This is a genomic window from Clostridium sp. UBA7791 (assembly GCF_002480755.1).
GTDB lineage: Bacteria > Bacillota > Clostridia > Clostridiales > Clostridiaceae > Clostridium_J > Clostridium_J sulfidigenes.
This window is the reverse complement of record NZ_DLCT01000005.1, coordinates 966,410-981,242: the sequence shown is the minus strand read 5'-3', so window position 1 is coordinate 981,242 and position 14,833 is coordinate 966,410. Positions and strand designations below refer to the sequence as shown.

The window sequence follows — 14,833 nt, the reverse complement described above, 5'->3', positions numbered from 1 at the left end:
CGGAAAAGAATTTTCATAGCCTACAAGTCTCTATAAAAAGTCTAGAATTGATGGCTGAAGGACTTTGGAGCTAGTTTGTAGGGATGCTACGTAGATGGTTCTTGCTACAGCCATCTCCATACTCTTTTCCATGAAATCTATATCTTCATTACCAGATAGTATTTCTGTAAGGTTTTCATTTTGTGCTGTATTCAGCTCCTTAGCACTTTCCATCCTATTTTGCACAGTACCAACCTTAGCACTTATACTAATCATATTTTCTATTACCTTATCCATCTGATCCAAGTTTTCTCCTACAACCTTAGACTTACCATTTACATCACTCAAGTTATGTAGAAGGTCATCAAAGAATTGTGTAACTTCAATATCATTACCTGCTTTGTCCTTAAACTTTAAAACTTCTACAGCATTTACATTGTAATCCACTTTAACACCAGAAGATATCTCTACTTTTAGAGATTTATTTATAATATTTTCATCTCCTGATATACTTATGGAATTTTCACCTGTTACCCCATCTAAATTTACTTCTACTGGTTTTAAAGCTCCATCTTTACCACCAAAGATATACTTTCCATCAAAGCTAGTATTTAAGATCTGTCCAAATTCTGCTACTCTCTCATTTATCTCTTCTTTAATAGCAGTAAGTTCTGATGAACCATAGGCAGCATTTCCAGAAGATACCATAAGTTCCCTTATTCTTTGAAGACACTTAGTACCATTGCTTAGAGCTGTGTCTGTGGTATCCATCCAGTTTATAGTATCCTTTATATTAGTGTTATATTGTTTATTAGCATTTATTTCTGAATACATCTGCATGGATCTTGCTACTTTAAAAGGGTCATCTGAAGGTTTTGAAAATACCTTACCAGTATTTAATTGCTTTTGTATTTTGTTTAAGCTATTTAAGTTAGTATTCATATCACCTAAAAAGCCACTAACCATTACACCATGAGTTATTCTCATTTTATCACCTCAACTTCTTATCTTTTTATCTAACTAGACCAATTACTACATCAAGGAGTTGATCTACCGTTGTTATTACCTTTGCATTAGCTTGGAAGGCATGTTGGAATTGTACAAGATTTATAGCTTCCTCATCTAAGGATACTCCTGAAGTTGAAAGTCTTCTTTCAACAAGTCCCTTTAACAAAGTGTTTTGGTTTTTAACAATTCTAGTAGCTTCCTCAGACTGAACTCCTAACTTATTTATAGTATTTTTAAAGAATCCCTCTACCTTGACTCCTCCATCTATAGTATTAAACTTTGGTACCTCTCCTCCAGCAGTAGTACCTAGATGTTCCTCTACAAAAGCTTTATAGTCATATACTGAGCCATCCTTCTTTTTACCACTTTGAATACTATCTATATTAAGTCCAAAGTCTCTTAGGCTTGCTAATGCTCCTGCTCTATCTCCATCAGTAGAACCTGAACCCTTACTTGCTCCAGCCTGAATTAGCATAACATTTTTTAGAATATCTGAATTCATTGTTATATTTCCTGCTGTAATACCATCGTAATCAAGAGGGTCATTTCCTGAATTAACAAAGAAGGCATACTGTTCACCTGCTGGAACTCCTTCTGTATGAATAGCATTTACTGCAAATGCTAAAGTCTTTGCCAAGGTATTAACTTGTTCGATGTAACTTTCAGCATCTTCGTGAATTGATTGAAGTCCACCTAGTCTTCCTGAGGATGGATTAAATATTTGATCATTATTTAATGCTCCACCTGTAAGATTCACACTTCCATCTTCTTCAGTAACAAGTACTCTTCCATTATTTAAATTTTCATATTGCTCATCAGAAATGGTAACTCCTGTTAATGTAACCTTATTTTTATCTGAAGTCATATCTCCATTTTTATAGTATTCTATATCATAACTTCCATCTGGATTTTTTGTTAGTTTATTTACAAATCCTAATTTATTAATATCTTGAGAATCTTTATTTCTTATTAGATTCATAGAGTCATTATCTTCTGGTTTACAAGTAATTCCATTAAGTATTTGATTTCTAGTATCGATACCAAACTTTGTACTTAGCTCATCTAAAAGTAAATCTCTGCTATCTAATAAGTCATTCGGATTGTTCCCTGCAATGGTAACAGTTATTATTTCTTTATTTATAGAATTTAATTGATCAAGAATAGTGTTTACTTCAAAAAGGTTGTTTTGTATTTCTTTAGCTGCATTATCCTTAGTATCATTTAACTTCTTATAAGTATGATTTAATTCATCTGCTAAAGCTTTTGCCTTTTGAGCTACTACTGTTCTAGCATCAGACTTTTCTGGATTTTTAGAAAGAGTTTGCCAAGCATCGAAAAACTCCGACATAAGTTCTGACATTCCTGTATCAGAAGGTTCATTAAAAATACCTTCAATTTCTGATAAGTAATCTTGTCTAACACCATAATTTCCAAGAAGAGAGCTTTCTTTTCTTATTTGAAAATCAAGAAACTGATTTCTTGTTCTTTCAATGGAACTTACTGTTACTCCTGTACCAATCTGTCCTACGCCCCCTGCTATGGTTTGAGGTCTTGCTGTTTGAAGTACAATATGTTGTCTTGAAAAACCTGGCGTATTAGCATTTGAAATATTATGGCTAGTTACATTGATATATTGCTGTTGAGCAAACATACCGCCCTTTGATGTATTTAATGTTGCAAATAATCCTGACATAACCTTCTCCTTATCTCTTTATTTTTCCATATCCATTATAAACTACCGGCTCTTTTTTAGGACTTATCATAGCTAACATAGAATTTGTATAGCTAAGACTTTGTTTTATTAGTAGTTCATTAGTTTCCTTTTGAATTACTAAAGCGTTAATAGCTTTAACCATCTCATCATATATATGAGTAATTTCCTTTTCATCTACTTCTTCTACTATTTTTTTAATAGATTCTTTACCTGTTAAGCTTCTTCTTAAACCTTCAGCTCTTGCTAAGTTTCTACTACAATCATCAATATCTTTAGTTATAGCTTCTAATTTAAACACATCTTGAAGAACCAATAGTTCATGTTGAGCTTCTAAAATATCTATAAGAGCCTTTATTGCCTTTAGCTCTTCTTCTAATATTCCTTTAAGCTGGTTTTTCATCTATTGTCCACCTTTCCCATATGCCATCATAGCCTTAGCCAAAACCTGTGAATCCACAGTATAGGTTCCTTTAGAAACTCTACTTTTTATCTTTTCTACTTCTTTATCACTGATACCAACACTTTCTTCTTCTAATGCTAATTTATTCAAGCTCTTTCCTAAAGTTGAAAGCTGACAAGTATCCTTAACCATATCCTTGTTTGATTTAGAATTTTCTGCTTTAGCATTTTCTTTAGTCTTATAGCTATTTACATATAGAGCGTGAATATTTCCATTATTAATTTTCATGTTTTCACTCCCAACTACTTCTCTCTACCTTTATACTCGAACCTATTTAATTAAAGTTTATAGGGTTTTTTAGTAAATTTTTTACAAACTTGTTATTGCCTCATTAATAGAAAAAAAGTCTTTACTTAGAAAGACTTTTTACTCTATCCTCTCCACTAGCAATTTCAGTAATTTTAACGCCAAAGTTTTCATCTACTACAACTACTTCACCATGGGCAATTCTTTTACCGTTGATAAAAATGTCTACTGGTTCCTCTGCTAGTTTGTTTAATTCAATTAAAGAACCTCTAGTAAGAGCTAGAATATCTCTTATATTCTTCTTTGTTCTACCAAGCTCTACTGATAATTCTAATGGAACATCTAATATTAAGTCTATATTTTTAGGCATTTCTGCACCTCTAATTTCTTCTAGTTGTCCAAAGGATGCTTGCTTCACGTTAACAGGTTCTTCATGATTTTCTACAATTCCTTGACCTTGAACACTGTAATTATTTTCATTTCTATTAGTGTCTTTTGAAGCTATTTCATTAGCTACAACTTCATTATTCATAGAAATTTCTTTAGGCTCAGCTACAACTTTCACTTCAGTTGATGCCTTTGTAGATTCTGATACTGGTGCACCTTCCTCAGTTCCCATCATAATACTTACAATTTTCTTTGCTGTAGCAATTGGTAATATTTGAACAATATTACTATCTACTAGATCACCTATAGTCATTCTAAAAGAAACATTCACTATTTCTTCGTCTGCAGATATATCTGTAGATATTTCCTCTGAATTTTCATCACAAACAGAAGATATAGGAGGTGATATATTTACCTCTCTACTGAACATAGTTGCCATGGAAGTTGCTGCTGAACCTATCATTTGGTTCATAGCCTCCTGAACAGCACTTATTTCTAATTCAGAAAGTTCATTTGGCGGCTCTACAACACCATCTCCACCCATCATTAAGTTTGCTATAACAGCTGAATCTTCAATATTTATTATAAATAGATTTCCCCCAACTATTCCACTGACAAATTGAACATCTAATACTATATTAGGTGTTTTAAAGCTTTTTTTCAGCTTATCTAATGTACTAAGAGTTATAGTTGGAGTTGTAATATTTACAGGTTTACCAACTACAGCTGAAAGCGCTGTGGCTGCTGTGCCCATAGATATATTTCCTACTTCACCTAATAAATCCTTTTCTAAATCTGATAATTCCTCAGCTGGTTCATTAACTGGTTCAGTTTCCGAAGAACCACCATCTCCATTTAGAAGTGCATCTATTTCCTCTTGTGAAAGAAACGAATTATCCATCATTCTCAACTCCCTTGTCAATATATTCAATTATTTGAACTGCCTTATTCTTACCCTTTAATCCTGGTTTAGCTTTAAATAGAAGTTCATCTTCAACATAAATATCAACTGTACTATCATAACTTCTATCTAGGGTAACAATGTCTCCTGTAAATAAATTCAAGAAGTCATTTACGGAAATCTTCGTTTCTCCAAGGACAGCCTTCATTGCTACATCTACATTTTTTATAGTTTTGTTTATATTTGCTTTTACCTCTTCACCTTGTTCATTATCTATGGTGCTGAACCAATTTTTTATAACCAAGTTGTCTAAAACTTTTTCTATGCTTAAATACGGAATACATATATTTATAAGTAAACTTGTATCAAACATATCTACACTAAAAGTTACTAATGCTACAGGCTCATTAGGAGCTAGAATTTGATTCAATGCTGGATTAGTTTCTATACTATCTAGAATTGGTTCTACTTCCATTACATCTTCCCAAGCTAACTTTAACTTAGAAATCATCTCCTGATTAACATGCTTAATAATGTTTTTTTCTATATCTGTGAGTTCCTTAAATTTAGGCTTTTTGTCTCCACTTCCTCCAGCTAGAACATCAAATATTCTAAGGACAAATTCCTCGTTAGTCTCTAATATTATTTGACCATCAAGGGGAGGCATTCTAAACAAATTAAGCACAGTGGTGCTTGGAATAGAATGTATAAATTCTTCATAGGTTATTTGTTCTACACTTTCTATCTTCACCTTAACATTACTTCTAAGCTGAGCTGTTAAGTAGTTAGATACTATCCTTGCATAATTATCGTGGATAACTTCTACTGCTCTAATAACATCCTTAGAAAACTTTTGTGGTCTTTTAAAATCATAATTTTTAATTTTAACGTTTTCTTCATCTTTTTCAATGTCACTTGGTTCTAAGTCACCAGAAGACAAGGCAGATAAAAGTGCATCTATTTCACTTTGCGATAAGGTTTCTGCCATATTCTACCTCTTTCTACCCAGTGGGTCTATTGTAGTAGTTTATCAATATCAATCATAGTTAATATTCTATTTTCAAGATTTATAAGTCCTTTTATAAAAGGCTTATTTTTATCTTCATGAACTCTTTTAATCATATCTTCTTCCACATTCATGACTTCTTCTACATGGTCTACAGTTATTCCAACCTGCTCACCATCTAAATCTATTACTATAATGTTATTATTGTTTTCATCACTTACATTCATACCTAAAAGAAGATTAATATCTAATACGGAAAGTATACTTCCCCTTAGATTTATAAGTCCTTTAATATATTTTTCCGCTTTGGGAACCTTTGTGATTTTCATTAGTCCGTTTATTCCTTGAACTTTGCTTGTCTCTACTGCGAATTCTTCGTCACCTATTGTAAAAACCACAACTTGCACTAAAATCCCTCCCATATTATCCTAATACTTTTTTTATAGCTTCAAGTACCCTGTCTGCTTGGAATGGTTTAACTATAAAATCCTTTGCTCCAGCCTTTATAGCATCCATAACCATGCTTTGTTGTCCCATTGCACTACACATAACTATCTTTGCACTTGGGTCAAATGCTTTTATTTGTTTAACTGCTTCTATTCCATCCATCTCAGGCATTGTAATATCCATGGTCACTATATCTGGTTTTTCTGCTTTATAGATCTCCACTGCCTTAATTCCGTTATTAGCTTCTCCAATAACTTCATATCCATTCTTCTCTAAAATATCCTTAACCATCATTCTCATAAAAGTCGCATCGTCTACTATTAATACTCTTGCCATTTTCTACATAACCTCCGTTAATTTAATCCTAATGATTCTAATATTCTTTCCAAAGACCCTGGCGCTGGGATAAAATAAAAATCACCTTTTAAGTCTTCATTCTCCTGAGAAAATCCTGTTTCTATATCTAATACATAGTCATTAAATTGACCAGATTCAATGAAAGTTGTGGAAAGCACTGCTGTAAGCATGTCCTTTGCTACTGCCGGTACCGACGGGAATAGCCTTAAATTAGTCATTTGACTTATGGCATTCATATAGGTTGCAAATATTATGTTACCTATTTCTCCAAGGGCTGAATAACCTAGTTCATTTAACTCTTCTCCCTCTTGCTTTCCAACTAACATTTCTGCAATCTTCATCATTGTAGCTGTATCAAACATAAATAATATATTTCCTGGGGCTTCACCAAGAACTCTTGCAATTACCGCATAAACTACAGTTTCTTCATCTACCCTTTCAAAAATATCCTCTAAGGAAATAACATTTACCCGGGGAACTGATATTTGAATCTCTTTCCCCAAGATTTGCGCCATGGCTGTAGCTGCATTTCCAAGACCTATATTGCCTATCTCTCTCAATGCATCTATTTGTAACTCGGTAAACTCCATAGCTCTCCTCCTAAATAAGTGCTGCTACATCTAAAATTAAGGTTACTAATCCATCACCTAATATGGTAGCTCCAATATATTCTTTTGTCGATTTTAGTATATTTCCAAATGTTTTAATAACTATTTCCTTTTGTCCTAATAATGAATCAACTAGTAAGGCAACTTCTTTTTCGCCAACCTTTGCAAGTATTACGTATTTTTTTCCATAATCCTTACTTTCTATATCTAATTTATCATTAATTCTTACTAATTTAAACACCTTATCATTATATACCACAATTTCTTTATTATTTGTTCTTTTAATTTCCTCTGGATTATATTCCATAACTCTATCTATAAATCCTAAGGATATAGCCATAGTCTCTGTTCCAATCTTAACAAGTAAGGATTGAATTATTTGTAGAGTTAAAGGCAACTTTATTATAAAGGAGGTTCCTTTTCCTTCTTCACTGAATACATCTACGGTTCCTCCAAGGCTTGAAATTTTTGTTTTTACAACATCCATTCCAACTCCTCTTCCTGATATATCAGTAACTACTTCATTAGTACTAAACCCTTGAGAGAAAATAAGATTTTTTATATCATTATCACTCATTCCTTCAGTATTAATACCAACTTTCTCTGCCTTAGCCTTAACCTTTTCTACATTGATACCACTACCATCATCTTCTACCTTTATAACAGCCTTGGTACCTTCAGAATAGGCAATTAATTTTATCTTTCCTGCTGCTGGCTTACCTTGACTAATTCTTTTTTCTGCTGACTCAACTCCATGGTCTGCAGCATTTCTAAGTAAATGTATTAAAGGTTCACCTATCTCTTCAATTACAGTTCTATCAAGCTCTGTATCCTGTCCTTGAATTTCAAAATCAATCTCTTTATTTAGTTCCATTGATAAATCTCTTATCATTCTTGGGAATCTATTAAATACTACATCTAAAGGTAACATTCTAATCTTCATAACTAAATCTTGAAGATCAGTAGTAGTTCTTGCTACTTCTTCTAAGGTTTCATTTAATTCCACAATCTTATGATTAGCACTTATTTGCTCTAATCTAGTTCTATGAATTACTAGCTCAGATACCATATTCATAAAGTTATCTAATCTTTCTAAATCCACTCTAACAGATTGTCCAACACCTTTATTTTTATGTTTTACTGGTTGTTTTTTATTTTCCTCTTTGGTACTAGGTGCTGTTTCTACAGTTTTTGCCTTAAGATTATTTTTTGAATCCTTCAGCTCTACTACTTTGTTAGAACTTTCTTTGTCTTTAGCAATTTCAGCAGTATTTGTAGCCTTAGTACTAGTAGCTAAAGCTGTGGCAGCAACTTCATTAGCTCCTTTAGCATCGTTAATACTTTTACCATTTATAACCAAGCCACTTATATCTCTTACATCTACTTGCCTTATTTCAGATATTCCATTAATAGAATTTCTTATTATGTCCTGAGATGTTTCTGTTACAAATACTAAATCAATATCAAAATCAAAATTTTCACTTTCTAAATCTTCAAGCTTTGGATTTGATTTTAGGATTTCTCCATTCTCCTCTAAAGTCTGAAATAAAATAAATGCTCTAGCAGATTTTAAAATAGTTTTTTCATCAAGTCCAACATGAACATGGAAGGTATTGAAATTATTCTTTAAAGCTTCCTTTAAGGTATCAATATCATATTCATCAAGACCTAAGTCTACAATCTCCTCACTGCCAATTATATCTTGTACCACTTCTTTATCTTTATTCTGAGTTACCTCTGATGAATTTTCTTCCTTTTGGATGTTTTCATTTCCCTCTGCTATCTTTACTAGCTGAGTTACAATGTTATTAATCTCTAAGTCTCCATCACCTCCATCAGTAATATCACCTACCATGGATTCTAAAATATCTAAACAATTAAACAATACTGTTACCACTTCATGGGTTACTTTAAGTTGTCCCTCTCTAAACTTAGAAAGTACATCCTCCATCTTATGGGTAAGTTCTGCCATTTTAGTATAACCCATAGTAGCAGCCATTCCTTTAATGGTATGTGCAACTCTGAAAATCTGATTTAATATTTCCATATCTTCCGAATCATTTTCTAATATAAGTAATGACTCATTTAATAGTTGTAGATTATCACTTGACTCTTCTAAAAACATAGATAGATATTGAGAAGTGTCCATGTTACCCCTCCTTAAATTTTCTTATAGATAAATGTTGAAAGTTTCTCAAAACCAAAATTTTTATATCCATATATACTTTCTGTAGCACCTATAAATAATAAACCTCCTGGATTTAATGCTTTAGAAAACCTTTCATAAATTTTTTCTTTTACTTCATTAGTAAAATATATAACCACATTTCTACATACAATTATGTCAAAGCCACCTTCATAGCTATCTAATATAAGATCATGTTTTTTAAAGGTTACTAGATCTTTTACTTCCTGGTTAATTATAAATTTTTCCCCCTCATGTTTAAAATACTTATGAAGCTTAACTTTAGGTATGTTTTTAATATCTCCACTTACATACTCTCCTGCTTTTGCTCTTATTAAGATGTTAGTATCTATATCCGTAGCTAATATCTTATGCCTAACACTAGGAGTCATCTCCTTTAGCATCATAGATATAGAATAAGGTTCTGCACCAATAGAGCAAGCTGCACTCCATATTTTTAGTGGTCTGTTATAGGATAATTCACTTTTTATAAAATTTTCAAGTTCCTGAAATATTTGTGGGTTTCTATAGAACTCTGTTACATTTATCGTAACATAATCCAAAAACTTTTCCCTTATGACCTTATCTTTTTTTATTAATATCATATATTCATCTAAATCTTTAGCTCCAGCTCTAGACATAATAGTAAGTATTCTTCTATGTAACTGAGCTGATTTATAGCCAGACAAATCTAAATTAAACTCTCTTAATATAAAACTTTCAAACTTTGTAAAATCCATTAATTCTTCACATCCCCCAGTACTATATTAGCTATTCTTTTACTAATATCATAAAGTGGAATAACTTCGTCTATCATATTAGTTTCATAAGCTGCTTTAGGCATTCCATATATTATACAAGTAGACTCATCTTCTGATATAGTGGCTCCACCTGCTTTTTTAACTTCTATAATTCCATCAGCCCCATCTCTTCCCATGCCAGTGAGGATAATCCCTAATAAATTCTCTCCATATACCTTAGCTCCTGATATAAATAGCTTGTCTACAGCTGGCCTCACTCCCCACATTGGAGGTTCTAAATTTAAGGTTATAGTTTTGTTTCTACTTATCTCCATATGTTTACCACCAGGTGCTATATATACAACATCCTTTTCTATGGACATACCTTCCCTGGCTTCCACCACCTTAACCTTAGAAAATTTATCAAGTCTTTCAGCAAATGCTTTTGTAAAGCCTTCTGGCATATGCTGAACCACTAATACAGGAACTCCTAATTTTTCTGGAAGATTTGTAATGACATTAAATAATGCCTTAGGACCACCTGTAGATGCCCCCATTACAATTGCTGAGATTTTTTTATTACCTATCTCTTTACTTCTTATAGCTTTAGGCATTGAGTCTCTTTCTCTTATTTTCAATACTGTAGAAACTCTATGTATTTCTCTTTTTTTATCTTCTTTAATGTCAACATCTTTTGTGTTACTAATGGAAGAAGTCTTTCTAACAAATCTGATGCCTCTTATTTTTGAAACTAAAATTTCTCTAACTACATTAATGTTTAAAGAAATTGAACCTGATGGTTTTGGTACAAAATCTATAGCTCCATTTTCTAAACATTCCATAGTTTCCTCGGCACCATCTTGTGTTAAACTACTAATCATAATAACTTTAGTAGGTATCTTTAACTCCATTATTTTCTTCAAAGCTTCTATTCCATTCATCTTTGGCATTTCAATATCTAAAGTGATAACATCTGGAACCTGCTTTTTTAACTTTTCTAAAAGATCTTCTCCATTTCTTGCAATTGCTATCACTTCCATGTCATCTTCCATATTTATCATGTCTGATATCATCTTTCGCATTAAAGCGGAGTCATCTACAACCATAACTGAAACCTTTTGTACCATATGTAATCACTCCAATCATTAATTTCTATATAATTTTAATACCTTCTCCTACAGTTTTTACATATAGCTCCCCTGTTACTGTATCAAAGGTTATTGTTCTTCCTTTAGTTCCTCCAATTTCTTCACTATCTATAGGTATCTTTCTAGCCTTTAATATCCCCTTAACTGCTAGGCTATTTCTAGCACCTATATCCATATTAACCTTACTGTCTGCAAAGTTAAACATAGACGCTCCACCAGCAATCTTAGCTCTTAGATCCTTTTCTTTTGCACCATTTTCTACCATTTCTTTAATCAGAATAGGTATTGCAAGATTAGCAAACTTTATTTCATTTGCTATCTTATTAAACTTTTCACTGTCTGGAAGCATAATATGGGCAAGGCCTCCAATTCCACTTTTTTTATCTATTATGGCAATACCAATACAAGAACCTAGCCCAATTGTCATAAGTCTATCTGGACATTTGGCTATTTTATAATCTGCAATGCCTACTTTTATCTCCTTGTATTCCATAGCTTACCTTTCTATTTTCTCCTTTTCATCCTTTGAAAGAAGTTCATTTAAATTTAAAAGTAAAATAATAGTATTTTTGTTCTTGTCTTTTATTATACCCTTCACATATCGCTTCGATATATTAGAAGATATATCTGGTGTGGGTTCTAAATCCTCAACTTTCCTAGATATAACTTCATTAACAGCTTCTACTATAACTCCCATGGCACCATCTTCGTTTCTAGCAACGATTATTGAACCATCCTTTTCTTTATCTTCCAGATTATATATTCCAAATTTTTTAGCTAAACTAATAACTGGTAATATTCCATCTTGATAATTTATAACTCCCTGTAAAAAATCTTGTGAATCTGGAATTTTTGTTGGCTCTTCATAGTTTAGAATACGTTCTACCTCTCTAATATCTGCTGCAAAGCACTGGTCTCCTAATCTAAACACAAGTAATTTAAATTCCTCTGCCACTTTTACCCCTCCTAAATTTTAAACTTATCAACAATTAAATCTCGATTTTTATCTATATATACATGAACATTTTTGCATGTTTCATCCATTATAGTTTCCATATTTCCAACTATAAACTTAGTATTTAAGTAAGCAACATCACAATAAATATGTCCTTCCTTACCTACTACGACCTCCGTCATAACCCCCGAAGGTGAACCTACTACCTTAGCCTTAATTTCACTTTCCGCCTTAACTTTTCCACCTCGAAGCTCGCATTGACCTTCTCCTGTAAAATATATACCCTTTTCTGCGTAAACATTGGATTTATAAATACCTTTTCCATTTATTGTCAAGCCCCCAGAGCAAAATACTGTACAATCTTGAATGTACCCTATTGTAGCATCTGAATTAATATCTTTCATAGCTTCTATGGCCTTTATTTTCTCTTCTGCCAAAGTTTTAACCTTAATTAGTTCTTCTACACCACTTATTAACATGTAGTTCTTATTAGCATATTTAATCTTTAACACTCTAAATAATTCATTGTTATTATCATTAATTTCAACCATTGTATTTAATACTTTATTAATTATCTTTGTTATCAAAGGAAATTTACTCTTTATAACAAGGGCTATAATATCACAATCTCTTATATTCCCCTTTATATCTCCACCTTCTTTAACAGCTATTACAGCCTTATACAAGCTATGAAAACTATCCACTATGGCAGATAACTCTTCTAAATATCCTTTAAACTCAGAGAACTCACTTCTAATCTTTATGGTAGATGAAATTGCACTACCAATAATTTGCATATCTCCCTCTGACCAAAGACTACATCTTACTGCATTTCCCTTTATAATTATGGTATTTCCTGATTTAACCTTCATACCTTCTTTAACATCAGCATTAATAATTACATCGCCTATAAAATTAATATCCCCTGTAGTTATATCTACATCACTAAGAACCTCATGAACATTATTAACCTGAAAAATACATCCCTTTACTTGAGGTTTTCCCTCCATTGTAGACACTATAGTATCCTTATCCTTAAATTTGCATCCTGATTTTACCATCATGTCCTTAACTTTTCTTTTCTTTGGTTGGATAGGTTGTGAAAATAGGTTAATACCTATGGTACCTTCTTTTCCTACAGTACGCTTTGCAAGGATATCATCTTTCTTCACACTTGTTATACTACCTATAGATTTAAAATCTACATTACCACTTTGGTCACTTTTAAATCCTTTATGGGTACTAGTATCAAAATATACTTCTAATACATCATCTATAGGTTCAATAGGTTCCTTTCCTCTAGCAACTACAACATTTTCTATCTTGTCCATATTTTTTATGTCATCTAACATCTTATTGTCAATCCCATAAACTATGTTCTTATCTTTAAGTTCTTTTAATAATTCATCTCTTGTATATTTAGGTGGAAATTTCTCTCCTTTTACCTTTGCATTTAATGTAATAATAGGTGCTTCTGGTGTATCTTCTAAAGTATAAATTACTTCTGGACTATAGTTTATTGATATACTAGCTGTCATTTTGTCTTCACTAATATTTATATTCAATTCTCTTATTGCCTTAGATTCATTAAAAATTATATCTATCTTACTTTCAGAGCTAACTCTAGCTCTTCCTTTTACTTCTTGTTCATCTACAAATAAACCAACATCCTTGCCCTTTACAATCCAAGGACCCTCAGAAATATTTTCTTCATCAGTAATAATCAGTTTGCCATCAAGTACTTTTGCAGTTCCCCTTAATGTCTTATTTTCCACATTATCACCCCTAATACATAATACAGATCATTTCCTTCTAAAATACAAAAACAATACTATAATATATTATCGTATTGTTTTTGACATACTTTACTATTTACTTGTTTTATAATTCTTCAAGTTTCTTGTAATTAATTCTTCAAACTTATCTTTTATATCATAAATTCTTTGATAAATTTTATCATATTTTATAATACCTTCAACTTCATTTATAGGTAGCACCTTAGGAGAAGTTCCAGATATAAATAATCCATCTAAATTTTTTATATGTTCATAATGAATATTTTCTTCTCTTACCTTTAAGCCCAATTCTTCACAAGCTTTTATTATCTCGCTTCTAGTTATTCCTGGAAGTACCCCTTCTACTGGGGCTGTAATTATTTCATCACCCTTGATCATAAATATATTGGACTTGCTTCCCTCTGTAATGTACCCTTTACTATTTACTAAAATAGCTTCATAACTGCCACTAGCATCTATTTTTTCATTAACTTTTCCCCTAAAGGAATTATCTATAACCTTTGCATTAGGATTATGTCTTTCTCCAAAATAAAGAATAGTCTTTACTCCATTACTATACATATCCTTAGTTGGATAAGAATGCTTTATAAAAAATATAAATAGATTATCCTTATTTATTACAAGCTTTAAATTACCATTTTCAACTCTGTTTAGAGTTATTAACTTTCCTATGTACTCCTTAATCTTATCCATAGATATAAGTTCTTCTTTTTTTTCTAACTTTAAAGAATTTTCAAGCCTAGCTAAATGTTCATCTAAAAATAGAGGAGCTCCATCTATAACCCTAATAACTTCATATATGCACTTACCTTCTACCACATATATATCTTGAAATTCCTCCCTTTCATAAGCTTCATCATTTTTTATAAAGTAATCATTTATACAATTCTCCATAA

The 14,833-nt window shown here is 31.9% G+C and carries 16 protein-coding genes; all 16 read right to left on the bottom strand.

Annotated elements, in window-relative coordinates; translation table 11 throughout:
* Positions 1 to 30: 30 nt before the first annotated feature.
* Positions 31 to 966 (bottom strand): flagellar hook-associated protein FlgL, encoded by a 936-nt coding sequence (gene flgL / locus B3Z56_RS10050; RefSeq protein WP_346877352.1) that lies wholly within the window; start codon positions 964 to 966, stop codon positions 31 to 33.
* Between the two features lie 25 nt (positions 967 to 991).
* Positions 992 to 2,680, bottom strand: a complete 1,689-nt coding sequence (flgK, locus tag B3Z56_RS10045; RefSeq protein WP_346878714.1) for a flagellar hook-associated protein FlgK — start codon at positions 2,678 to 2,680, stop codon at positions 992 to 994.
* A gap of 10 nt (positions 2,681 to 2,690) precedes the next feature.
* The gene (locus B3Z56_RS10040; RefSeq protein ID WP_346877350.1) at positions 2,691 to 3,101 is read right to left on the bottom strand and encodes a flagellar protein FlgN; all 411 of its coding nucleotides are present in this window, start codon (positions 3,099 to 3,101) and stop codon (positions 2,691 to 2,693) included.
* Complete coding sequence (flgM, locus tag B3Z56_RS10035; protein WP_346847861.1) at positions 3,102 to 3,389, bottom strand: flagellar biosynthesis anti-sigma factor FlgM; 288 nt, start codon at positions 3,387 to 3,389, stop codon at positions 3,102 to 3,104.
* Positions 3,390 to 3,510: 121 nt separating this feature from the next.
* Entirely contained in the window at positions 3,511 to 4,695 is a 1,185-nt protein-coding gene (gene fliY, locus B3Z56_RS10030) for a flagellar motor switch phosphatase FliY (RefSeq protein ID WP_346847860.1), read from the bottom strand.
* Entirely contained in the window at positions 4,688 to 5,683 is a 996-nt protein-coding gene (gene fliM, locus B3Z56_RS10025) for a flagellar motor switch protein FliM (protein ID WP_346877349.1), read from the bottom strand. The genes fliY and fliM overlap by 8 nt, the downstream gene beginning before the upstream one ends.
* A 26-nt stretch (positions 5,684 to 5,709) precedes the next feature.
* Positions 5,710 to 6,108, bottom strand: a complete 399-nt coding sequence (locus tag B3Z56_RS10020; protein WP_346847858.1) for a chemotaxis protein CheW — start codon at positions 6,106 to 6,108, stop codon at positions 5,710 to 5,712.
* 16 nt (positions 6,109 to 6,124) lie between these two features.
* Entirely contained in the window at positions 6,125 to 6,484 is a 360-nt protein-coding gene (locus B3Z56_RS10015; protein WP_346847857.1) for a response regulator, read from the bottom strand.
* A 17-nt stretch (positions 6,485 to 6,501) separates the two neighbouring features.
* A complete protein-coding gene (locus B3Z56_RS10010; protein ID WP_346847856.1) occupies positions 6,502 to 7,095 on the bottom strand; it encodes a chemotaxis protein CheC in 594 nt (197 codons plus the stop codon).
* A gap of 10 nt (positions 7,096 to 7,105) precedes the next feature.
* The gene (locus B3Z56_RS10005) at positions 7,106 to 9,262 is read right to left on the bottom strand and encodes a chemotaxis protein CheA (protein WP_346878713.1); all 2,157 of its coding nucleotides are present in this window, start codon (positions 9,260 to 9,262) and stop codon (positions 7,106 to 7,108) included.
* An 11-nt stretch (positions 9,263 to 9,273) separates the two neighbouring features.
* Positions 9,274 to 10,038: a protein-glutamate O-methyltransferase CheR gene (locus tag B3Z56_RS10000; RefSeq protein ID WP_346878712.1), complete on the bottom strand. Its 765-nt coding sequence runs from the start codon at positions 10,036 to 10,038 to the stop codon at positions 9,274 to 9,276.
* Positions 10,038 to 11,165, bottom strand: a complete 1,128-nt coding sequence (locus B3Z56_RS09995) for a chemotaxis response regulator protein-glutamate methylesterase (RefSeq protein WP_346878711.1) — start codon at positions 11,163 to 11,165, stop codon at positions 10,038 to 10,040. Before B3Z56_RS09995 ends, B3Z56_RS10000 begins: the two co-directional genes overlap by 1 nt.
* Before the next feature lie 25 nt (positions 11,166 to 11,190).
* Complete coding sequence (locus B3Z56_RS09990) at positions 11,191 to 11,679, bottom strand: chemotaxis protein CheD (RefSeq protein ID WP_346877347.1); 489 nt, start codon at positions 11,677 to 11,679, stop codon at positions 11,191 to 11,193.
* Positions 11,680 to 11,682: 3 nt separating this feature from the next.
* On the bottom strand, positions 11,683 to 12,141 hold the full coding sequence (locus tag B3Z56_RS09985; RefSeq protein ID WP_346867717.1) for a chemotaxis protein CheW: 459 nt from the start codon (positions 12,139 to 12,141) through the stop codon (positions 11,683 to 11,685).
* A gap of 11 nt (positions 12,142 to 12,152) precedes the next feature.
* Entirely contained in the window at positions 12,153 to 13,916 is a 1,764-nt protein-coding gene (locus tag B3Z56_RS09980) for a FapA family protein (RefSeq protein ID WP_346878710.1), read from the bottom strand.
* Between the two features lie 93 nt (positions 13,917 to 14,009).
* Complete coding sequence (locus B3Z56_RS09975) at positions 14,010 to 14,831, bottom strand: aminotransferase class IV (protein WP_346847849.1); 822 nt, start codon at positions 14,829 to 14,831, stop codon at positions 14,010 to 14,012.
* Positions 14,832 to 14,833 lie beyond the last annotated feature (2 nt).

Bases quoted from the DNA above. Each gene is read 5' to 3' on its own strand.
- B3Z56_RS10010 (WP_346847856.1), bottom strand. From the start codon at position 7,095: ATGGAGTTTACCGAGTTACAAATAGATGCATTGAGAGAGATAGGCAAT.
- fliM (WP_346877349.1), bottom strand. From the start codon at position 5,683: ATGGCAGAAACCTTATCGCAAAGTGAAATAGATGCACTTTTATCTGCC.
- B3Z56_RS10040 (WP_346877350.1), bottom strand. From the start codon at position 3,101: ATGAAAAACCAGCTTAAAGGAATATTAGAAGAAGAGCTAAAGGCAATA.
- B3Z56_RS09975 (WP_346847849.1), bottom strand. From the start codon at position 14,831: ATGGAGAATTGTATAAATGATTACTTTATAAAAAATGATGAAGCTTAT.
- B3Z56_RS09990 (WP_346877347.1), bottom strand. From the start codon at position 11,679: ATGGAATACAAGGAGATAAAAGTAGGCATTGCAGATTATAAAATAGCC.
- fliY (WP_346847860.1), bottom strand. From the start codon at position 4,695: ATGGATAATTCGTTTCTTTCACAAGAGGAAATAGATGCACTTCTAAAT.
- B3Z56_RS10015 (WP_346847857.1), bottom strand. From the start codon at position 6,484: ATGGCAAGAGTATTAATAGTAGACGATGCGACTTTTATGAGAATGATG.
- flgK (WP_346878714.1), bottom strand. From the start codon at position 2,680: ATGTCAGGATTATTTGCAACATTAAATACATCAAAGGGCGGTATGTTT.
- B3Z56_RS10005 (WP_346878713.1), bottom strand. From the start codon at position 9,262: ATGGACACTTCTCAATATCTATCTATGTTTTTAGAAGAGTCAAGTGAT.
- B3Z56_RS10000 (WP_346878712.1), bottom strand. From the start codon at position 10,038: ATGGATTTTACAAAGTTTGAAAGTTTTATATTAAGAGAGTTTAATTTA.
- flgM (WP_346847861.1), bottom strand. From the start codon at position 3,389: ATGAAAATTAATAATGGAAATATTCACGCTCTATATGTAAATAGCTAT.
- B3Z56_RS09995 (WP_346878711.1), bottom strand. From the start codon at position 11,165: ATGGTACAAAAGGTTTCAGTTATGGTTGTAGATGACTCCGCTTTAATG.
- flgL (WP_346877352.1), bottom strand. From the start codon at position 966: ATGAGAATAACTCATGGTGTAATGGTTAGTGGCTTTTTAGGTGATATG.